Raw genomic sequence first — 19,638 nt, forward strand, 5'->3', positions numbered from 1 at the left:
TTTGAACGACCAGCCCAACCGGCGTCCCCAGAAGCAGGGCAACTCCGGTAAGCCCGCCGTCAAGCCCGGTAAGCCGGGTAAGCCTCATCGCCGTCCCAAGAAGGATCCCGTCCGGTTCCTCGCCTTCGAGGCGTTGCGGGCCGTGGACGAGCGCGACGCCTACGCGAACCTCGTCCTGCCGCCGCTGCTGCGCAAGGCCCGTGACAAGGGCGACTTCGACGCGCGTGACGCCGCGCTCGCCACCGAGCTCGTCTACGGGACGCTGCGCAGGCAGGGAACGTACGACGCGATCGTGGCCGCCTGCATCGACCGGCCGCTGCGCGAGGTCGACCCGCCGGTCCTCGATGTGCTGAACATGGGTGTGCACCAGCTGCTCGGGACGCGCATCCCGACGCACGCCGCCGTCTCCGCCTCCGTGGAGCTGGCGCGCGTGGTGCTCGGTGACGGGCGGGCCAAGTTCGTGAACGCGGTGCTGCGCAAGGTCGCCGCCGACGATCTCGACGGCTGGGTGGAGAAGGTCGCGCCTCCTTATGACGAGGACGCCGAGGACCATCTCGCCGTCGTCCACTCGCATCCCCGCTGGGTCGTCTCCGCGCTCTGGGACGCACTCGGCGGCGGCCGTGCGGGCATCGAGGACCTTCTCGAAGCCGACAACGAGCGGCCCGAGGTGACCCTCGTGGCCCGCCCCGGCCGCTCCACCGCCGATGAACTCCTCGACACCGTGGGTGAGGAGTCCGCCCTGCCGGGGCGCTGGTCGCCGTACGCCGTGCGGCTCAGCGAAGGCGGCGAGCCCGGGTCGATCGAGGCCGTGCGCGACGGCCGTGCCGGGGTCCAGGACGAGGGCAGCCAGCTCGTCGCGATCGCACTCGCGAACGCTCCGGTCGAGGGGCGCGACGAGAAGTGGCTCGACGGCTGCGCGGGCCCCGGCGGCAAGGCCGCCATGCTCGCGGGCCTCGCGTCCCAGCGGGGCGCCGCCCTCCTGGCAGCCGAGAAGCAGCCGCACCGGGCCCGCCTCGTCGCGCAGGCGCTGCGGGGCAACCCGGGTCCGTACGAGGTCATCGCAGCCGACGGCACCCGGCCGCCGTGGCAGCCGGGCACCTTCGACCGCGTCCTGATGGACGTGCCCTGCACGGGACTCGGCGCTCTGCGCCGCCGCCCCGAGGCCCGCTGGCGCCGCCGCCCGGAGGACCTGGACGGCTTCGCGCCGCTCCAACGGGGGCTGCTGCGTACCGCGTTGGAGTCCGTGCGCGTCGGGGGCGTCGTCGGTTACGCCACCTGTTCACCGCACCTCGCGGAGACGCGTGCCGTCGTCGATGACGTGCTCAAGCAGCACCAGGGCGCCGAACTGATCGACGCGCGACCGCTGATGCAGGGCGTTCCGGCGCTCGGTGACGGACCGGACGTCCAGCTGTGGCCGCATCTGCACGGCACGGACGCGATGTACCTAGCGCTTATCCGGCGGACCGCCTGAGGCAGCCTTCGCGGGAGCCGGTGTGCGAGGGGCCGCCGGGTCCTTGCTCAGAGTGTGCGGCCACCACACCTTCGGGCCCGCGTCCAGGAACAACGCGGTGACCAGGACGGACCGTACGACGAAGGTGTCCAGCAGGACGCCGAGTGCGACCGCGAAGCCGATCTCGGCGAACGCCACCATCGGGAGCGTGCCGAGCGCGGCGAACGTGCCCGCGAGGACCAGGCCCGCCGAGGTGATCACCGCGCCGGTCGCGGCGAGGCCCGTCACCACGCCCGCACGAGTGCCCTGCCGGCCCGCCTCCTCACGGATGCGGGTCGACAGGAAGATGTTGTAGTCGATGCCGAGCGCCACCAGGAAAACGAAGACGAAGAGCGGGAAGTCCGTGGACTCGCCCGCGTAGTCGAAGAGGTGGCGGAAGGCGAGCGCGCTGATGCCGAGCGCGGCGGAGAAGGAGAGCACCACCGTCGCGATCAGGAGCAGCGGCGCGATGAGGGCGCGCAGCAGCACGGCCAGGATCAGCAGGACGACCACGAGGACGAGCGGGATCACCAGCTTGTTGTCGTGGGCCGTCGCGCGGTCCATGTCCAGGAGGGCCGCCGTGCCGCCGCCCACCTTCGCGTCCGCGTCGGGGACGGCGTGCACCGCGTCGCGCACCCGCTCCACGGTCTGCTTGGCCGCCTCGCTGTCGGAGGGGTCGGTCGGTGTCGCCTCGAACAGGACCCGGCCACCGGACTCCGCCTTCGTCCCCGGCGGTACGCCGACGCTCGCCGGGTCCACGCCCCGCGTCCGCGCGAGCGCACCGCGGACCTCGTCGCCGCGGTCCGCGTTCGCCACGATCACCAGCGGGTCGCCGCTGCCCGCGGGGAAGTACTTCCCCTGCACTTCCTGGCCCACGATCGAGTCCGGCTTGTCCGTGAACGAGTCGGCGTTGCTGAGCCCCTCGGCACGCAGTTGTGTCAGGCCGAGCGCCAGGGCCGCGAGCGCCACCGCAGTGATGCCCCAGGTCAGGCGCGGTCGGTGGGCGATGCGGCGGCCCATGCGGGCCCAGACGCCGCGCTCGGTGGGCTCCGGTGAACCGTTGTGCGGGATCAGCGGCCAGAAGAGCCACCGGCCGCAGACCACCAGGAGCGCGGGGAACAGCGACAGCATCGCGAGCAGGGCGACCGCGACCCCGATGGCGGCCACGGGGCCAAGGCCTCGCGTGGAGTTCATGTCGGCGGTGAGCAGCACGAGCATGCTGACCACGACCGTGGCGCCGGACGCGATGACCGCGGGGCCCGCCCGGTGCAGGGCGAGCTGCATCGCCTCGTGCCGGTCCTCGTGGCGGCGCAGCTCCTCGCGGTAGCGAGCGACCAGGAGCAGGGCATAGTCCGTCCCCGCACCGAAGACGAGGACCGTCAGGATGCCCGCGCTCTGGCCGTTGACCGTCAGGCCCGCGTGCTCCGCCAGGAGATAGATCAGCGCCTGCGCGGTGAACAGGGAGACGACCGCCGCGAGCAGCGGGACGAACAGGAGGACCGGGCTGCGGTAGGTGATCAGGAGGATCACGATGACCACGCCGCCCGCGGCGAGGAGCAGTGTCGAGTCGATGCCCTCGAACGCCTCGGAGAAGTCCGCCGACGTGCCGCCGGGCCCGGTGACGTGCACCGCGAGCCCGCCCGTGCCGTCGCCCGCCCGCTCGCGGATCGAGTCGACGGCAGGACCGATCCGCTCCCAGCCCTTCTCGTCCATCGCGATGGGCACGAAGACCTGCGCCGCCTTGGCCGAGCCCGGATCCTTCGAGTCGAAGACGGGGCCGCGGGTCTCCTCGCCGCGGACACCGTGGGCGCGCAGCTCCTTGAGATCACCCACGTCCTCGGTGATCCGCGCCCGGTCCTGGCCGGTCAGACCGCCGTCATGGGCGTACACGATGATCGCTGGAATCTGTTCGGGCCTGAACTCCTCTGAGATGTCCAGGACTTGGGTGGATTCCGCGGAGCCCGGCAGCCAGGACGACGCCTGGTTGTCCTGGGCGTCCGTGAGCTTCTGGGCGAGCGGGGCCGCGGCCACGATCACCACAAGCCAGAACAGCACCACGAGCCACTTGGTGCGCCGCCCGCACACCAGCCGGGCCACGCCTCGGCCCGTCCGGCGCTGACCGTCCGACCGCACGTCCGACCGTTCGTCCGGCATGGCTACCCCCGCTGCCCCAGGTCGTCCCGGTGGGCCGCCCAGCATGGCACGCGGTCCATGGTCAAAGGAGCCGGTCGGCTCACGCTACGGACCGTGGAGGGCAACGAGCGCGGGGCATGGCAGTCTTGGGGCATGGCCGTGCAGATCAACCCCAGCATCCTGTCCGCGGATTTCGCCCGTCTTGCCGAGGAGGCAACGGCGGTCGAAGGTGCCGACTGGCTCCATGTAGACGTCATGGACAACCACTTCGTCCCCAACCTCACCCTCGGGGTGCCGGTCGTAGAGTCTCTCGCCCGAGCGACGGACACGCCGCTGGACTGCCATCTGATGATCGAGGACGTCGATCGCTGGGCTCCGCAGTACGTCGAAGCGGGCGCCGGATCGGTCACCTTCCACGTGGAGGCGGCCGCCGCACCCGTCCGCCTGGCCCGTGAGATCCGCGCCCAGGGCGCCCGCGCCTCCATGGCGCTGAAGCCCGCGACGCCCATCGAGCCGTACGAGGATCTGCTCGCCGAGCTCGACATGTTGCTGATCATGACCGTCGAGCCGGGGTTCGGCGGCCAGGCGTTCCTCGACATCATGCTCCCGAAGATCCGCCGGACCCGCGAGTTGATCAGCAAGCACGGCCTCGAACTCTGGCTCCAGGTCGACGGCGGGGTCTCGGCCGCGACCATCGAGCGCTGCGCCGAGGCCGGCGCCGACGTCTTCGTGGCGGGCTCCGCGGTGTACGGCGCGAACGACCCGGCGGCGGCGGTACGTGCACTGCGCACCCAGGCGGCCGGGGCGACGTCCACGGCGGCATGGGCATGCGGCCACTGAGCCACGGATACGTGAACGCAGTCCTTCGGGGCTGATCAAGTACGTCAGATCTGCAAGGATGAACGGCGAACCCTGGTTGCGCTGCGGCAATGCGCGAGAAGCCGTGGCCATGCGCGCGAAGCCCACACCGATGTGTGTGAACGCGTGAACGCGTGAACGACAGATGCTTGAAATGACAGTCGTGAAATGACAGTGAGGAGATCGTCGTGTCGACGGGCGGCCGGTCAGCCATGCGGATGGGACCCGCGGAGCTGGTGCAGGCGGCGGCCATGGCCCGCCGCTTCTATCTCGAGGGCAAGTCCAAGATCCAGATCGCCGAGGAGTTCGGCGTGAGCCGCTTCAAGGTGGCCAGGGTCCTGGAGACGGCTCTTGAGCGTGATCTCGTACGGATCGAGATCCGTGTGCCCGCCGAGCTGGACGCGGAGCGCTCGGACGCGCTGCGTGCCCGCTACGGCCTGCGGCACGCGGTCGTCGTCGAGTCGCCGGCATCGGCCGACGAGATCGACGAGTCGCCCGACCCCGAGAACCTCGGCGAGGTCGCGGCCGATCTGCTCGGCGAGCTGGTCACCGAGGGCGATGTCCTCGGCCTCGCGTGGGGGCGCTCGACCATCCACATGGCCGCCGCCCTCGACCAGCTCCCGCCGTGCACGGTGGTGCAGCTGACGGGTGTGTACGACGCGGGGACCGCCGAACGCGGTTCGGTCGAGGCCGTGCGGCGTGCCGCGCAGGTCTCCGGCGGCGAGGCCCACCCCATCTACGCGCCGATGCTCCTGCCGGATCCGGCCACGGCTGCCGCGCTGCGCAACCAGACGGGCATCGCCCGGGCTTTCGAGTACTTCGACAAGGTGACCGTGGCCGCGGTGTCCATCGGCTCCTGGGAGCCCGGTATCTCCACCGTCCACGACATGCTCAGCGACGAGGAGCGAGCGCACTACGCCTCGCTGGGCGTCGCCGCCGAGATGTCCGCGCACCTCTTCGATGCCGAAGGGCGCAGGGTCGGGCGTGACCTGGGGGAGCGGTGCATCACGGTCGAAGCCGACCGGCTCCGACGGATTCCTGAAGTGGTCGCCATCGCGGGCGGGCAGCGCAAGGCTGCCGCGATTGACGCGGTGCTGCGGTCGGGGCTTGTCACCAGCTTGGTCACGGACACGGCTGCTGCCGATCAGCTGATGGTCATGGGGCACACTCCGCATCCTGCGTTGGACCGGGCGGATCCGGACGGTAGCTGATCTTCTGCGGGTCGTGGGGGCTGAGCGCGCAGTTCGCCGCGCCCCCTTGGGGCGCTGCAGTTCGGGGATGGCCATGGGAGCATCTGGCCCATGGTGCTCCGGTTTGTACCTCGCGTGTTGGGTGCGTTGCTGGTCTGCCTCGCTGCTCTCGTCACCGGGTGTTCCTCGGGCAGCGGCGGGGCGGGGGAGGCCTCCGCCTCCAGTCCCGCCTGGGCCCGCGGCATGCCCGCCGTCCAGGCCGACCGGCTGCCCGCCGAGGCGCGGCGGACGTTGCGGCTCATCGATGACGGCGGGCCCTTCCCGTACGCCAAGGACGGCTCAGTCTTCGGCAACTTCGAGGGCGAGCTGCCGAGGCAGCGGCGCGGCCACTACCGCGAGTACACCGTCCCCACCCCCGGCGAACGCGACCGGGGCGCGCGGCGGATCGTCACCGGAAGCGGCGGCGAGACCTACTACACGGACGACCACTACGCGTCCTTCAAGGCGGTACTGAGATGACGCCCGACCCGCAGGCACCAGGACCCCTGGGGCCCGTCCTGGACGCCGTGCGCGCCGCGGGACTGCGCACCGTCTCGCTCGACCTGAGCGGCGCCAGCGACAAGGCCGCCTTCATGGAGCGCTGCGCCCGTGCGCTCGAACTGCCCGACTGGTTCGGGCGCAACTGGGACGCGCTCGCCGACTGCCTCACCGACCTGGGAGCCGCGTCCGCCGCACCCGGACGGCTCCTCGTCGTCACCGGCTGGCAGGAGTACGCCGAGGCCGCCCCCCAGGAGTGGATCGTCGCCCAAGAGGTGTTCACGGATGCCGTGGAGTACGCCCGGGAGCGCGGGACCGGCCTGGAGATCGTTCTCGCGCTCGGCACCCGCGCCTGAGCGGAGGGTGAGCGTCCGGGCCCGCGCTTGGAGGATCCGACCAGGGGTGCCGCGACCCGGCTGGGTGATCATCCCAGGCGGCGCACCACCCCGGGCATGGGACACTGAAGTACGTGCTTTTCCCTCGGCCTAACTGTCCGGGGGCCACCTCTGAACGACTGGGATGAGCAGCACGTGCGCTTCCTCAATGACAACCAGCCTGCGTACGACCTGACGTACGACGACGTCTTCATGGTGCCGAGGCGCTCCGCCGTCGGATCGCGTCAGGGCGTGGACCTCTCGTCGCCGGACGGCACCGGCACCACGATCCCGCTGGTCGTCGCGAACATGACCGCGATCGCCGGACGCCGCATGGCTGAGACCGTCGCCCGCCGCGGTGGCCTCGTCGTGATCCCGCAGGACATTCCGATCGAGGTCGTCACCGAGGTCATCTCCTGGGTCAAGACGCGCCACCACGTCCTGGACACCCCGATCGTCCTGGCCCCCACGCAGACCGTCGCCGACGCGCTGGCCCTGCTGTCCAAGCGCGCTCACAACGCCGGCGTCGTCGTGGACGCCGACCAGAAGCCGGTCGGCGTCGTCACCGACACGGACCTGAACGGCGTCGACCGCTTCACCCAGCTCTCCGAGGTCATGTCCAAGGACCTCGTGCTCCTCGACGCGGACATCGACCCGATCGAAGCGTTCAACAAGCTGGACCACGCCAACCGCCGCTACGCCCCCGCCGTGGGCAGGGACGGCCGCCTCGCCGGCATCCTGACCCGCACGGGCGCCCTGCGCGCGACGCTCTACTCGCCCGCCCTCGACGCCAACGGCAAGCTGCGCATCGCCGCCGCCGTCGGCATCAACGGCGACGTCGCGGCCAAGGCCAAGCAGCTGCTCGACGCGGGCGCCGACACGCTCGTCGTGGACACCGCGCACGGCCACCAGGAGTCGATGATCGCCGCGGTCAGGGCTGTGCGCGCGCTCGACCCGCAGGTGCCGATCGTCGCGGGCAACATCGTCGCCGCCGAGGGCGTACGTGACCTGATCGAGGCCGGTGCCGACATCATCAAGGTCGGTGTGGGCCCCGGCGCCATGTGCACCACGCGCATGATGACCGGCGTCGGCCGCCCGCAGTTCTCCGCGGTGCTCGAATGCGCCGCCGAGGCCGCGAAGTTCGGCAAGCACGTGTGGGCCGACGGCGGTGTCCGCCACCCCCGCGACGTCGCCATGGCGCTGGCCGCCGGTGCGTCGAACGTCATGATCGGCTCGTGGTTCGCCGGGACGTACGAGTCCCCGGGCGACCTGCAGCAGGACGCCAACGGCCGCCTCTACAAGGAGTCGTTCGGCATGGCGTCGGCGCGGGCGGTCAAGAACCGCACCAGCGAGGAGTCGGCGTACGACCGTGCCCGCAAGGCGCTGTTCGAGGAGGGCATCTCGACCTCGCGGATGTTCCTGGACCCGGAGCGTCCCGGCGTCGAGGACCTGATCGACTCGATCATCGCGGGCGTCCGCTCCTCCTGCACGTACGCCGGCGCGGGCTCGCTGGCGGAGTTCGCCGAGCGGGCCACCGTGGGTGTGCAGAGCGCCGCGGGCTACGCGGAGGGCAAGCCGCTGCACGCCAGCTGGAGCTAGTCGCCCTGCGGGGAGCTGTGCTTGTCGGCTGCGGGTACGCCGTGGCCGGGCGCGCAGTTCCCCGCGCCCCTTACGGGGCCTGAGCTGCCGCCACTGCCTCCGCGAGGACCGCGTGGCCCTCGTCGCCCGGGTGTACGCCGTCCACCAAGTGTCCGGCGTCCAGCAGTTCGCCGCCCGGCAGCAGGTCGGCGCCCGCGTCCAGGGCCGCCCGTTCCACGGCGGCTCGCAGGTCTCTGAGCGTGGCGCCCAGCGCATTCGGCACCGTCTCGGCGTCCGGGCGGATCACGGGGGAGACCACCAGGAGGGGGATGTCCGGGTGGCCCCGGCGCACCAGGCCCAGGAAGGCCCGCGTCGTCTCGTACAGCAGCCCCGCCGCATGCGGCGTACGCGACCAGCAGTTCGTGCCGAAGGCCACGGTGATCAAGTCGGTCCGCAGGGATGCGAGTTGCTCGGCGCTCGCCAGCTCTCCACGTGCCGCGCCCGCGTAGCCGAGGTTCACCGTCTCCACGCCGAGTGCGCGTCCCGCGCGCGCGGGCCACGCCAGATGCGGACGTGACACCGACCAGCCCTCCGCGATCGAGTCGCCGTAGACGAGCCAGCGTGGGCGGGGCGCGGCGGGCGTGAGGGTCCCGGTCAGCGGGCGTAGGTCGTGCAGGGCGGGGCGGAGTGCCTCCGGTAGGTGGAGGGTGAACTCGCCCTCCAGGTGGGGGAGTTGGATCTGCGCTCGGTGCTTGCCCGGGGAGGCGGGTACATCGATGACCTCCTCGCCCGCCAGCAGCGTGAACACCGCGGGCGTGTCACGGTACGAGTCCGTCCGCGAGGGCGGCGACGCGGTGTACGCGACCTCCACCGCGCTCACGCCTCGCGCGGTGAACTCAAGGCGTACCCCGGCCGGGAGGCCCGCCCGCTCCCAGGTGTCGCCGGGCAGCCGCTCCCGGTCGGCAGGGTCCGCCCGCACCACCCGGCCGCCCTCGGCCCACCACGCCGCACCCCGCACGAACTCCCTCACCGCGCACCCCCGATGGTCGGATACGGGAACTTCACTCCGACCCCGCCGTCCACGACGAGCGTCTGGCCGGTGACGTACGAGGAGAGCGGTGAGGCGAAGAAGAGCAGGGTCGATGCGATGTCCGAGGTCTCGGCCACCCGGTCGAGCGGGGCGTTGCGCGCGTTGCGTTCGCGCCCCTCCTCGCCGAGCAGGGCCGCCACCCGCGGCGTCCAGACGACGCCCGGCGCCACCGCGTTCACCCGCACCCCGCGCGGGCCGTACTCCACCGCCGCCGAGCGGACCAGGGAGATCAGGCCCGCCTTCGCGGCGCCGTACGCCGCGTGCAGGGGCGCCGCCGTCAGGCCCGACACCGACGCGACGAAGACGAGAGGACCGCCGCCCGTCTCGGCGAGCGCCTCGCCGCCGTACTGGACCGCCAGCCAGGCGTGCCGCAGGACGAGGGAGAAGTGCCAGTCCCAGGTTGCGTCGTCCAGCTCGCCCAGAGGGGTGTAGCGGGCCATGCCCACGATGTCGATGACCCCGTCCACCTTGCCCAACGCCCGGCGTGCGTAGGCGAAGAGTTCCCGCATCTCTTCGCGGCGCGTCACGTTCGCGACGTACGCGATTCCGCCGGTCTCGGCCGCGACCGCGTCGGCGCGACCTTTGTCGTGATCCACGCACAGGACCCGGGCGCCCGCGGCCGTGAGCGCGTGCGCGCTCTGGCGGCCGATGCCGTTGCCCGCGCCGAGCAGGACGAAGGCGCGGTCGTCCAGGCGGTGGAGGGCGGCGTAGTCGGGGACGGGGGATGTGTCGAGGGGCTCCTCGCTCATGGCGCCGACCGCCGGGGCCGGTACGACGCCAGTTCCGGGATGACTTCCTTGCCCAGGATCTCGATCGTGCGCAGGATCTCCCGGTGCTCCAGACAGCCCCACTGGACGTAGCAGATGAGCTGGTCGATGCCGAGGTCGGCGTAGCGCTTGGCCTTGCGGACGATGGTCTCCGCGTCACCGATGAGGATCATGTCGCCGTCGTTGAACTCCTCGACGGGGACGTTCCCTTCGATGATCGGGGTGAGGAAGGGGAACGTCCGCTCGCGCTCCTCGGGGGTCAGGTGCGGCAGTTCCCAGTCGAGCGTGAACTGGGCCAGGTTGCGGTACCACCAGGCCACCGAGTCCCAGACCCGCCGCGAAGGCCGGTCCGCCACGTGCACCAGCGTGTACGCGCTGACGCGGTCCGTGGTGACGTCCGTGATGGGGGACGGCGTGCGCGCGGCCGCGCGGTAGGCGGCGACCTGACGGGCCATCGCCTCCAGCGGCTGCATGATCGAGAAGGAGAGCAGGCCGAGGCCCGCGGCGCCCGCGACCTCCGCCGAACCGGGGGACGTCGCCGCCATCCAGCACGGGGGATGCGGGTCCTGTACGGGCTTCGGCGTGACCATCCGCCGGGGGAAGGAGAAGCGCTCGGACTCATACGCGAAGTACTCCTCGCGCCACATGCCCGTCACGATCTCTATCGCCTCGCGCCAGTCGGACCGCGACTGCTCGCGATCGACGCCGAACGCCGTCTGTTCCATGGGAGTCGAGCGTCCCGTGCCCCACTCCACGCGCCCGTCCGAGAGCACGTCCACCGCCGCCACCTTCTCCGCGATCCGCTGCGGGGGTGTGAAGCCGAAGGGGGTGAGGGTGACGCCGAAGCCGAGGCGTATCCGCTCGGTCAGCGCCGCGAGATGCCCGAGGAGCACCTCCGGCGCCGGACAGTGCGAGCGGCCCTCGCGGAAGTGGTGCTCCACCGCCCACACCGTGCGGAAGCCGACGCGGTCCGCGAGCCGGATCTGTTCCACCGCCTCGCGGTAGGCGCGCTGCTCGGCCGTGCGCTGGCCGTGCGGATGGGGTCCGTTCCAGGGCTTCGGTACGTCGATCTCGTACAGCACATCGAGGTCCATGGCCTGCTGCCTCCCTCTCGGCCGGGGTGCGCGATCTCTCGACCGGCGGGCACGACCGGCTCGACCGGGATGCACGATGAGGCAGATCTGACGAAGTGTCAATCACTACCCCGGCGCCCCCGCACGCAACGGACGAAACGGACCGCGCAACAAAGACCCGCAGGAAAGGGAAGTACGCAACGATCATGCGGGGCTGCGCAAGGTTGCTGCATTACGTACGTGAAGCGCGCCTCATAGAGTCATCCGCTGTACGTGGTGTGGCGGGGACCGCCTGCTCGGCGGTCCCCATCCATGCGTGGGAGCTGCCGCCGGTCCCGCCGCCCTGACCGGCAGCGATGAAGGAGCCACGCGTGCTCGACCAAGGCGCACCCCCGCAGAACCGCCCAAGCCCTTCGGGGGTCGCCGGACTTGGCAGCCGCCTGATGCGGCGCAAGCCGGTGGAACTCCTGGTCGCGGAGGGCGGCCAGGGTGAGGGCGGCTCGCTGCGGCGCTCCCTCGGCATGTGGCAGCTGACCATGATCAGCATCGGTGCCACGCTCGGCACCGGCATCTTCGTCGTCCTCGGCGAGAGCGTCCCCAAGGCCGGGCCCGCCGTCACCATCTCCTTCGTGATCGCGGGTCTCACCGCCCTCTTCTCCGCGCTCTCGTACGCCGAGCTCGCCGGTTCCATACCGGTCGCGGGCTCCTCGTACTCGTACGCGTACGCAACGATGGGCGAACTCGTCGCCTGGGTCTGCGGCTGGTGCCTGGTCCTGGAGTACGGCGTCTCGGTCGCGGCCGTGGCCGTCGGCTGGGGCGAATACCTCAACGAACTGCTCAACGGGACCATCGGCGTCACGATCCCGGACGCCCTCTCGGCGGCCCCCGGTGAGGTCGACGGCGCCATCATCAACCTGCCCGGCCTGATCGTCGTGCTGCTCGCGATGGTCTTCCTGCTCGGCGGTGCCAAGGAGTCGGCGACGGCCAACACGATCATGGTCATCGTGAAGATCGCCGCGCTCGTGCTCTTCTGCACCATCGGTTTCATGGGTTTCAAGTCCGGCAACTACTCCGACTTCATGCCGCTCGGCACCGCAGGCGTCAGCGCGGCCGCCGCGAGCCTCTTCTTCTCGTACATCGGATTCGACGCCGCCTCCACCGCCGGTGAGGAAGCGAAGAACCCGCAGCGCGACCTGCCCCGCGCGATCATGCTCTCGCTGATCATCGTCACGTCCCTCTACGTCCTGGTCGCGGCCGTCGCCGTCGGCGCCTGGAACTGGAAGGACTTCGAGGGCTCCGAGGCCGCGCTGGCCGCGATCATGAACGACGTCAGCGGCCAGAGCATGTGGGGCACGATCCTCGCCGCCGGCGCCGTCATCTCCATCGCGTCCGTCGTCCTGACCGTCCTCTACGGCCAGACCCGCGTCCTGTTCGCCATGTCCCGCGACGGCCTGGTCCCCAAGGTCTTCGGCAAGGTCAGCAAGAAGACCGGCACGCCCCGCGTGAACACCGTCATCGTGTCGCTGTTCTGTGCCGCGCTCGCCTCGGTCATCCCGCTCGGCAAGCTCGTCGACGCCACCAGCATCGGTACGCTCTTCGCCTTCGGCCTGGTCAACATCGCCGTGATCGTGCTGCGCAGGACCCGCCCGGACATGCCGCGCACCTTCCGGGTGCCGCTCGGCTGGCTCTTCCCGGTGCTCGGCTTCGGCTTCTGCGCCTACAACATGTTCAGCCTCGACTCCATCACCTGGGTCGTGTTCGGTGTCTGGATGGCCGTCGGCCTCGTGTTCTACTTCCTGTACGGCATGAGCCGCTCCCGATTGGCCTCCGCAGAGAAGTGATCCACCCCCAGTGCGACTGAACGATCTCGACGAACGCATCGTGCACGCCCTCGCCGAGGACGCCCGCCGCTCCTACGCCGACATCGGCCAGCTGGTCGGGCTCTCCGCGCCCGCCGTGAAGCGGCGTGTGGACCGGCTCCGGGAGACCGGGGCCATCACGGGATTCACCGTGCGGGTCGACCCGGCCGCGCTGGGCTGGGAGACCGAGGGTTTCATCGAGATCTACTGCCGTCGCAACACCTCGCCCGAGGCCATCCGCCGTGGCCTCGAGCGGTATCCGGAGATCGCGTCCGCCTCCACCGTCACCGGGGAGGCGGACGCCGTCGTTCAGGTCTTCGCCGCCGACATGCGGCACTTCGAGCGGGTGCTCGAACGGATCGCGGGCGAGCACTTCGTGGAGCGGACGAAGTCCGTCCTTGTCCTCTCGCCCTTGATGCGGCGGTTCTCTTCCGGGGCGCCTGCCTAGCTCCGCCTGCCTGGTTCCGCCTGCCTGGCTCCGCTTGCCTAGTTCATCGGCCGTACGTGCAGGTCGCCGCTGCCCGGCCTTGTCCTGTCGAACGGGGCCGCGCTCACGCACTTGGGCATGTCGTCCGGCAGGTCGTTCGGGATGCCGACCATGGCCCAGCTGTAGCCGAAGCGGTCCTGCTTGCCCTGGTCGTGGACCGTCATCCCGACGCGCTTGCCGATCGCCCCCTTCAAGCCGCCGTCCGCCTTCGTGACGACCGCCGACACCGTGGCCACCTTTCCGCCGGTCAGCAGGCAGTCCACCCGCGCCTCGGCGGAGCCGCCGAACTTGGGGTTCTCCATGTAGTGGCTGAACTTGATGGTGCCGTACGCGGCCCCCGGGTCGTTCTGGCCCTTGGCGTCCAGGTGGGCGTCGAAGGTGACCGTGGCGTCGTCGCCGGGGCGGCGGTCCAGCATGGCGGTTCCGGTCAGGGAGGCGGCCTCGCGCTCGGGGCGCGGGGTGTCCGACGCGGTCGCGGGGCCCGTGGCTCCGGCGAGTGCGAGGAGCGCGGCGCCCACGGCGACGGCTCGGATGAAGGTGGAGCGGCGGTTCATGTGATGTCCCCGTCCGGCTGTGGTCCGCCCGGTCCCTCCGGGCGTGATCCACATTCCCGTGGCCCCGAGCCCGCCGCATCGTGCGCGAGGGGGTGACCGCCTCCGCCGTGCGGCGGGGGCGGCCGGTCCGTGAGGCGGAGGCGCAGGGGCCCGCCCGACCCCCGTACGGGTGGGCCCCTGCGTGGTCAGCCGGTCGGGTATGCCGGGTGCCAGGGCTTTACGTGAAAGTCGCCGGTGCCCTTCTTGACCTTCTCGAAGGGGGCCGCGCTCGTGCACCTGGGCAGCTTCTTGCTCCCGTCGGGGCCGCCCACCGAGGCCCAGCTGTAGCCCACCCGGTCGTGCCTGCCCTGGTCGTGGACCGTGAAGCCGACGCGGCCGCCCTTGATCTCCTTGAGATTGGTGTCCGTGATGACGCCGGTCGCCGTGGCGACCTTGCCGCCCGTCATCAGGCAGTCGATACGGCCCTTCGCCCAGCCGCCCTTGCCACCCGGCTTGTCGAGGTGGACGAAGCGGAAGGTGCCGGTCGCCTTGTCCGGGCGCATGTTGTGGCGCTGCGCCAGATGGGCGTCGAAGGTGAACGTCACGTCCTCGGTGGTCTTGCGGTACAGCTTCGCGCTGCCGGTCAGGGCCGCGGCCTCGCGCGCCTGCGTGTGCGACGTGGCCGTATCCCTGCTCGGTGTCGTGCCCCTGCTCCGCGCTGTGTCCTTGCGCGATCCGCCGTCGGCCGGCGCGTCCGACGCGACGGCCGCTCCCGCGGCTCCGGCGCAGATCAGCAGGGCGGCGGCGATGGCGATCGCGCGGCGGCGGGTGCCGGCCAGGCCGCTGTCAGCGATCCGGGTCCTTGTGCTGCGGCTCACGGGAAGCCTCCTGAAGCGTGCCGTTCACCCGGTCCTTCCGGGCGAGATCACGGTCTCGCGGCAGGGGGCACCGGCACGTCCGGCCACGGGCGGCAATCCGCCTCCGCCGTGCGGCGGGGAACACCTCCGCCGTGCGGCGGGGAACACCTCCGCACTCCCTGCTCCCGGCGGCGGACACCGCTACGACCCCGGGCCCACACCGCCACGCAACGAATCACCGCGCGCGGCCCCGTACGCGCAACAGATCGAGCGGCGGCCCGCAACGCTCGCGCCTTGTCCGGGCAGGGCCGCCGACCGTACCGTCTAACGGACCCCACCTGCCCCTTCGTACGCCTCGAGGATCCGCCATGCCTGCGCTGCGCACCGCCCTGCTCCAGAGTTCCGGGCAGCTCGGCTCCGTCGCCGAGAACCTCAAGGCGCTCGACGCCGCCGCGGGCCGCGCCGCGGCAGCGGGGTCCGGGCTGCTTGTCGCGCCCGAGCTGTACCTCACCGGGTACGCCATCGGCGACGACGTGCCGCGCCTGGCCGAGACCGCCGACGGGGCGTCGGCCGCCGCGATCGCCGAGACCGCCGTACGCCACGGCGTCGCGATCGCCTACGGCTACCCCGAGCGGGACGGCGAGAAGGTCTTCAACTCCGTCCAGCTGATCGGCCCCGACGGCGCCCGCCTGGCGAACTACCGCAAGACCCATCTCTTCGGCTGCTTCGAGCGCGACCACTTCACCCCCGGCGAACAGTCCGTCGTACAGGCGGAGTTGGGCGGTCTGCGGATCGGCCTGATGATCTGCTACGACGTGGAGTTCCCGGAGAACGTCCGCGCGCACGCCCTCGCGGGAACCGACCTGCTGCTCGTGCCCACGGCCCAGATGCACCCCTTCCAGTTCGTCGCCGAGTCGGTCGTGCCGGTGCGCGCCTTCGAGAACCAGATGTACGTCGCCTACGTCAACCGGGTCGGCAAGGAAGGGGAGTTCGAGTTCGTCGGGCTCTCCACGCTGGCGGGACCCGACGGCGTCGCGCGCACCCGCGCCGGACGGGACGAGCAGTTGGTGTTCGCCGACGCGGACCCGGCCTTCCTTGCCGCGTCGCGCGAGGCAAACCCCTATCTGCGCGACCGCCGCCCGGGTCTGTACGCGTCCCTGATCTGACCTCCCGAGGACCTGACCCGCCCGAGGATCCGACCCTCCCCTTCCTCTGTCCTGCCGTTCCCGCAAGGAGTCCGTACCCCATGACGTCCACGGTGCCCACCGCCGTCCAGCACACCGACGCGCAGCCGCCGATCACCATGTTCGGTCCGGACTTCCCTTACGCGTACGACGATTTCCTCGCGCACCCGGCGGGCCTCGGCCAGATACCCGCGACCGAGCACGGCACGGAGGTCGCGGTCATCGGCGGCGGCCTGTCCGGCATCGTCGCGGCGTACGAACTGATGAAGATGGGCCTCAAGCCCGTCGTCTACGAGGCCGACCAGATCGGCGGCCGGCTGCGCACCGTCGGCTTCGAGGGCTGCGACCCCTCGCTCACCGCCGAGATGGGCGCGATGCGCTTCCCGCCGTCCTCGACGGCGCTCCAGCACTACATCGACCTGGTGGGCCTCAAGACCCAGGCGTTCCCCAACCCGCTCGCGGAGTCCACCCCCTCGACGGTCGTCGACCTCAAGGGCGAGTCCCACTACGCGACGTCCGTCGACGACCTGCCCCAGGTCTACCGCGACGTGATGAACGCCTGGAACTCCTGCCTGGAGGAGGGCGCCGACTTCTCCGACATGAACCGCGCCCTGCGCGAGCGCGATGTGCCGAAGATCCGCGAGATCTGGTCCAAGCTCGTCGAGAAGCTCGACAACCAGACCTTCTACGGTTTCCTCTGCGAGTCCGAGGCGTTCAAGTCCTTCCGGCACCGCGAGATCTTCGGCCAGGTCGGCTTCGGCACGGGCGGCTGGGACACCGACTTCCCGAACTCCATCCTGGAGATCCTGCGCGTCGTCTACACCGAGGCCGACGACCACCACCGCGGCATCGTCGGCGGCAGCCAGCAGCTGCCGCTTCGGATGTGGGACCGTGAGCCGCAGAAGATCGTGCACTGGGACCTCGGCACGTCCCTGAGCTCGCTGCACGAGGGCGGTCTGCCGAAGCCCGCCGTGACCCGCCTCGACCGCACCGCGGGCAACCGCGTCACCGTCACCGACGCATCGGGTGACATCCGCACCTACCAGGCGGCGATCTTCACCGCCCAGTCCTGGATGCTGCTCTCCAAGATCGCCTGCGACGACACGCTCTTCCCCATCGACCACTGGACGGCGATGGAGCGGACCCACTACATGGAGTCCTCCAAGCTCTTCGTGCCCGTCGACCGGCCGTTCTGGCTGGACAAGGACGAGGAGACGGGCCGTGACGTCATGTCGATGACGCTCACCGACCGTATGACGCGCGGGACTTACCTGCTCGACGACGGTCCGGACAAGCCCGCCACCATCTGCCTCTCCTACACCTGGTGCGACGACAGCCTGAAGTGGCTGCCGCTGTCGGCGAACGAGCGCATGGAGGTCATGCTCAAGTCGCTCGGCGAGATCTATCCCAAGGTCGACATCCGCAAGCACATCATCGGCAACCCGGTGACGGTGTCGTGGGAGAACGAGCCGTACTTCATGGGCGCCTTCAAGGCGAACCTGCCGGGCCACTACCGCTACCAGCGGCGCCTGTTCACGCACTTCATGCAGGGCTCGTTGCCCGAGGACAAGCGGGGCATCTTCCTCGCCGGTGACGACATCTCCTGGACGGCGGGGTGGGCCGAGGGCGCGGTCACGACCGCCCTGAACGCCGTGTGGGGCGTCATGCATCACCTTGGCGGGGCCACGGACGGGACCAACCCTGGTCCCGGGGATGTGTACGACGAGATCGCTCCCGTCGAGTTGCCCGAGGACTGATCGGTAGCGCCGTTTCGCCTGGGGCGCGGGGGAATCTGCCGGTTCTTCGTGGCTGGTCGCGCAGTTCCCCGCGCCCGTTCGGGGCGCCTGCCCCTATACCCCGGCCGCCCTCGCCGCCTCGTGCACCTCCGCCGCCAGATCCTTCAGTTCCTCCGCGTCCCGCGTGCTCCCCTGCAGCTCGATGAGGATCTCCTCCACCGCGCCCGTCGACGCGTGCGCCTCCAGGTCCTCGACGATCTGCTCGACGTTGCCCTGGAACGGGGCGCGCTTCTCGCCCTCGTACGCGGTCGGCGTGTACCGCGCGTTGGCCCGCAGGACGCTCTGGACCGGCTGCGTGCGCCCCCGCTCGGCGGCCAGCTCCTTCAGGGCCTGCGCCTGCTCGGCCAGTTTCTCGGCGCCCATGCCCACCGGCATCCAGCCGTCGGCGCGGTCGACGAGCCTGCGCAGGGCGCGCGGGCTGCCCGCCGGCAGCAGGATCGGGATGGGGCGCGCGGGCTTGGGGCCGACCACCGAGGGCGCGATCGTGGTCAGCTCCCCTTCGTACGACACCGGGTCCGGGCCCCACACCGCGTGGCAGACGTCCATCAGCTCGTCCAGGACCTTGCCGCGCTGCTCGAAGGGGGCCACCGCCGATGCCGCGTACTCGTCGTGGGACCATCCCGTGCCGAGGCCCGCGACGACGCGGCCGCCGCTCGCCGCGTCCAACGTGGCCAGCGTGCGCGCCAGTTGGAACGGCACGTGCAGCGGGGCGACCAGGACGCTGGTGCCCAGGCGGGCCCGCTCCGTGGCGGCCGCGGCCAGGGTCAGTGTGACCAGGGGGTCGGCCACCGAGCGGTATGCGTCAGGCCAGGGCAGGCCCTCGATGCCGTACAGACCCTGGGTCGCGGGCTCGGGGAAGAGGATGCGTTCATAGACCCACAGGCTCTCGTAACCGATCTCCTCGGCCGCGCGCGCGACAGCCGGGACGTCACGTCCGATGCTGTACTGCCGGCCCTGCGGGAGGCTGAGCCCGAGTCGTGTGGCCATGCTGGTGCTCCTTCGCATCCGGGGTCACTCCCTTCAACGTACAACGATCGTCGGGGAGTTCATCGGCGGTGGGAGCACAGTGGCCGGATCAGTCCGGCAGGGGCGTGAGCAGCATCCGGCCCACCAGGCCTACCGCTCCGTCCAGGCGCTCCCGGAACTCATCGGCGACGGCGGGCAGCTCGTCCAGCGCCCGCATCGTCAGGGCCGTCGCCCAGGCGCTGTCCCTGGCCCGCTCCAGGCTCCAGGAACCCAGCAGGTGGGTGAGCGGGTCGGCGATCTGGAAGAGGTCGGGACCCGGCATCAGCTCTTCGCGGATGCGCTCCTCCAGCGAGACGAGGATGTCGCCCACGCGGTCGAACTCGTCCTCCAGGTCCGCCGGTTCGCAGCCGAGCGTACGACACGTGTCCATGACGGCCAGCGGAAGGTCGTGCCCGATGTGCGCGTTGATGCCCGCGAGCGCGAACTGCAGAGGTCGTACGCCGGGATGGCGACGGAGCTGGAACAGCGGGCGCCAGCAGGCGGGCGGCCTGCGGTCGGCCGTCACCGCGTCGACCGCCCTGAGATAGCGCTCGGCGAACAGGACGTCCAGCGTGATCGCGGCCCCGGTGTCCGGGAAACGGCCACTGTCGAGGTGCCGCCCGACCTCTTCGGTGACCGAGAGATAGACCCGGTTGAATACCCCGACCCCGTCGCCCGAGGGGAAGCCGGCGCCCAGCGCGCGCATCCGCGCCGCCACCCCGCCAACCCCGTGTGCCGAGCCTGTGAACTCCGCCAACCGCTCCAACTGCGCCATGGTGGCAGGGTCCCAGTCCTAGGCTGGCCCGAGTGCCACCGCACCGGCCGCTT

At 71.0% G+C, this 19,638-nt stretch carries 18 protein-coding genes; 10 read left to right on the forward strand and 8 right to left on the reverse strand.

What is annotated here, in order from left to right; translation table 11 throughout:
• Position 1 precedes the first annotated feature (1 nt).
• Positions 2-1,471, forward strand: coding sequence for an RsmB/NOP family class I SAM-dependent RNA methyltransferase (locus tag ACZ5WE_RS16010; protein WP_467686431.1), 1,470 nt, complete (start codon positions 2-4; stop codon positions 1,469-1,471).
• On the opposite strand, the gene ACZ5WE_RS16015 is transcribed toward ACZ5WE_RS16010, so the two are convergent.
• Entirely contained in the window at positions 1,445-3,643 is a 2,199-nt protein-coding gene (locus tag ACZ5WE_RS16015; protein WP_467686429.1) for an MMPL family transporter, read from the reverse strand. The two genes, ACZ5WE_RS16010 and ACZ5WE_RS16015, sit on opposite strands and share 27 nt — an antisense overlap.
• A 132-nt stretch (positions 3,644-3,775) precedes the next feature.
• On the opposite strand from ACZ5WE_RS16015, the gene rpe reads away from it, so the two are divergent.
• The 5 genes from rpe (at position 3,776) to ACZ5WE_RS16040 (ending at position 8,180) form a co-directional block, all read left to right on the forward strand.
• Positions 3,776-4,462, forward strand: coding sequence for a ribulose-phosphate 3-epimerase (gene rpe, locus ACZ5WE_RS16020; protein ID WP_467686427.1), 687 nt, complete (start codon positions 3,776-3,778; stop codon positions 4,460-4,462).
• Positions 4,463-4,692: 230 nt separating this feature from the next.
• Positions 4,693-5,691 carry a sugar-binding transcriptional regulator gene (locus ACZ5WE_RS16025; protein WP_467687095.1) on the forward strand — a complete coding sequence of 333 codons (999 nt, stop codon included), beginning with the start codon at positions 4,693-4,695 and terminating at the stop codon, positions 5,689-5,691.
• Positions 5,692-5,781: 90 nt separating this feature from the next.
• The gene (locus ACZ5WE_RS16030) at positions 5,782-6,189 is read left to right on the forward strand and encodes a guanyl-specific ribonuclease (RefSeq protein WP_467686425.1); all 408 of its coding nucleotides are present in this window, start codon (positions 5,782-5,784) and stop codon (positions 6,187-6,189) included.
• A complete protein-coding gene (locus ACZ5WE_RS16035; protein ID WP_467686423.1) occupies positions 6,186-6,563 on the forward strand; it encodes a barstar family protein in 378 nt (125 codons plus the stop codon). The genes ACZ5WE_RS16030 and ACZ5WE_RS16035 overlap by 4 nt, the downstream gene beginning before the upstream one ends.
• A gap of 174 nt (positions 6,564-6,737) precedes the next feature.
• Positions 6,738-8,180 carry a GuaB1 family IMP dehydrogenase-related protein gene (locus tag ACZ5WE_RS16040; protein WP_467686421.1) on the forward strand — a complete coding sequence of 481 codons (1,443 nt, stop codon included), beginning with the start codon at positions 6,738-6,740 and terminating at the stop codon, positions 8,178-8,180.
• Between the two features lie 70 nt (positions 8,181-8,250).
• Here ACZ5WE_RS16040 and ACZ5WE_RS16045 read toward each other — a convergent pair whose 3' ends face one another.
• The 3 genes from ACZ5WE_RS16045 to ACZ5WE_RS16055 are packed head-to-tail and all read right to left on the reverse strand — an operon-like array spanning position 8,251 to position 11,110.
• On the reverse strand, positions 8,251-9,189 hold the full coding sequence (locus tag ACZ5WE_RS16045; protein WP_467686419.1) for a GDSL-type esterase/lipase family protein: 939 nt from the start codon (positions 9,187-9,189) through the stop codon (positions 8,251-8,253).
• Entirely contained in the window at positions 9,186-9,998 is an 813-nt protein-coding gene (locus ACZ5WE_RS16050; protein WP_467686417.1) for an SDR family NAD(P)-dependent oxidoreductase, read from the reverse strand. Before ACZ5WE_RS16050 ends, ACZ5WE_RS16045 begins: the two co-directional genes overlap by 4 nt.
• Positions 9,995-11,110 carry an LLM class flavin-dependent oxidoreductase gene (locus ACZ5WE_RS16055; RefSeq protein ID WP_467686415.1) on the reverse strand — a complete coding sequence of 372 codons (1,116 nt, stop codon included), beginning with the start codon at positions 11,108-11,110 and terminating at the stop codon, positions 9,995-9,997. The genes ACZ5WE_RS16050 and ACZ5WE_RS16055 overlap by 4 nt, the downstream gene beginning before the upstream one ends.
• Before the next feature lie 350 nt (positions 11,111-11,460).
• Here ACZ5WE_RS16055 and ACZ5WE_RS16060 point away from each other — a divergent pair, with 350 nt between their 5' ends.
• Positions 11,461-12,930: an amino acid permease gene (locus ACZ5WE_RS16060; protein ID WP_467686413.1), complete on the forward strand. Its 1,470-nt coding sequence runs from the start codon at positions 11,461-11,463 to the stop codon at positions 12,928-12,930.
• Between the two features lie 10 nt (positions 12,931-12,940).
• The gene (locus ACZ5WE_RS16065) at positions 12,941-13,396 is read left to right on the forward strand and encodes an AsnC family transcriptional regulator (RefSeq protein ID WP_160503743.1); all 456 of its coding nucleotides are present in this window, start codon (positions 12,941-12,943) and stop codon (positions 13,394-13,396) included.
• Between the two features lie 38 nt (positions 13,397-13,434).
• Here ACZ5WE_RS16065 and ACZ5WE_RS16070 read toward each other — a convergent pair whose 3' ends face one another.
• Both ACZ5WE_RS16070 and ACZ5WE_RS16075 read right to left on the reverse strand, forming a co-directional pair.
• Complete coding sequence (locus ACZ5WE_RS16070) at positions 13,435-13,989, reverse strand: Repetin (protein WP_467686411.1); 555 nt, start codon at positions 13,987-13,989, stop codon at positions 13,435-13,437.
• 185 nt (positions 13,990-14,174) lie between these two features.
• On the reverse strand, positions 14,175-14,846 hold the full coding sequence (locus ACZ5WE_RS16075; protein ID WP_467686410.1) for a Repetin: 672 nt from the start codon (positions 14,844-14,846) through the stop codon (positions 14,175-14,177).
• Between the two features lie 356 nt (positions 14,847-15,202).
• Between ACZ5WE_RS16075 and ACZ5WE_RS16080 the strand changes: the two genes are divergently transcribed.
• Positions 15,203-15,991 carry a carbon-nitrogen hydrolase family protein gene (locus ACZ5WE_RS16080; RefSeq protein WP_467687094.1) on the forward strand — a complete coding sequence of 263 codons (789 nt, stop codon included), beginning with the start codon at positions 15,203-15,205 and terminating at the stop codon, positions 15,989-15,991.
• An 80-nt stretch (positions 15,992-16,071) separates the two neighbouring features.
• Entirely contained in the window at positions 16,072-17,766 is a 1,695-nt protein-coding gene (locus ACZ5WE_RS16085; RefSeq protein ID WP_467686408.1) for a flavin monoamine oxidase family protein, read from the forward strand.
• Positions 17,767-17,859: 93 nt separating this feature from the next.
• On the opposite strand, the gene ACZ5WE_RS16090 is transcribed toward ACZ5WE_RS16085, so the two are convergent.
• Positions 17,860-18,792 carry an LLM class F420-dependent oxidoreductase gene (locus tag ACZ5WE_RS16090; protein WP_467686406.1) on the reverse strand — a complete coding sequence of 311 codons (933 nt, stop codon included), beginning with the start codon at positions 18,790-18,792 and terminating at the stop codon, positions 17,860-17,862.
• 88 nt (positions 18,793-18,880) lie between these two features.
• Entirely contained in the window at positions 18,881-19,585 is a 705-nt protein-coding gene (locus ACZ5WE_RS16095; RefSeq protein WP_467686404.1) for a DUF5995 family protein, read from the reverse strand.
• Between the last annotated feature and the right edge of the window lie 53 nt (positions 19,586-19,638).

The organism is Streptomyces sp. NPDC033180 (assembly GCF_055577645.1).

What these genes read in the sequence shown, in the direction of transcription:
- ACZ5WE_RS16050 (WP_467686417.1), bottom strand. Translation starts at nt 9,998, where the DNA reads ATGAGCGAGGAGCCCCTCGACACATCCCCCGTCCCCGACTACGCCGCC.
- ACZ5WE_RS16025 (WP_467687095.1), top strand. Translation starts at nt 4,693, where the DNA reads ATGCGGATGGGACCCGCGGAGCTGGTGCAGGCGGCGGCCATGGCCCGC.
- rpe (WP_467686427.1), top strand. Translation starts at nt 3,776, where the DNA reads ATGGCCGTGCAGATCAACCCCAGCATCCTGTCCGCGGATTTCGCCCGT.
- ACZ5WE_RS16070 (WP_467686411.1), bottom strand. Translation starts at nt 13,989, where the DNA reads ATGAACCGCCGCTCCACCTTCATCCGAGCCGTCGCCGTGGGCGCCGCG.
- ACZ5WE_RS16015 (WP_467686429.1), bottom strand. Translation starts at nt 3,643, where the DNA reads ATGCCGGACGAACGGTCGGACGTGCGGTCGGACGGTCAGCGCCGGACG.
- ACZ5WE_RS16090 (WP_467686406.1), bottom strand. Translation starts at nt 18,792, where the DNA reads ATGGCCACACGACTCGGGCTCAGCCTCCCGCAGGGCCGGCAGTACAGC.
- ACZ5WE_RS16085 (WP_467686408.1), top strand. Translation starts at nt 16,072, where the DNA reads ATGACGTCCACGGTGCCCACCGCCGTCCAGCACACCGACGCGCAGCCG.
- ACZ5WE_RS16030 (WP_467686425.1), top strand. Translation starts at nt 5,782, where the DNA reads ATGGTGCTCCGGTTTGTACCTCGCGTGTTGGGTGCGTTGCTGGTCTGC.
- ACZ5WE_RS16035 (WP_467686423.1), top strand. Translation starts at nt 6,186, where the DNA reads ATGACGCCCGACCCGCAGGCACCAGGACCCCTGGGGCCCGTCCTGGAC.
- ACZ5WE_RS16095 (WP_467686404.1), bottom strand. Translation starts at nt 19,585, where the DNA reads ATGGCGCAGTTGGAGCGGTTGGCGGAGTTCACAGGCTCGGCACACGGG.
- ACZ5WE_RS16055 (WP_467686415.1), bottom strand. Translation starts at nt 11,110, where the DNA reads ATGGACCTCGATGTGCTGTACGAGATCGACGTACCGAAGCCCTGGAAC.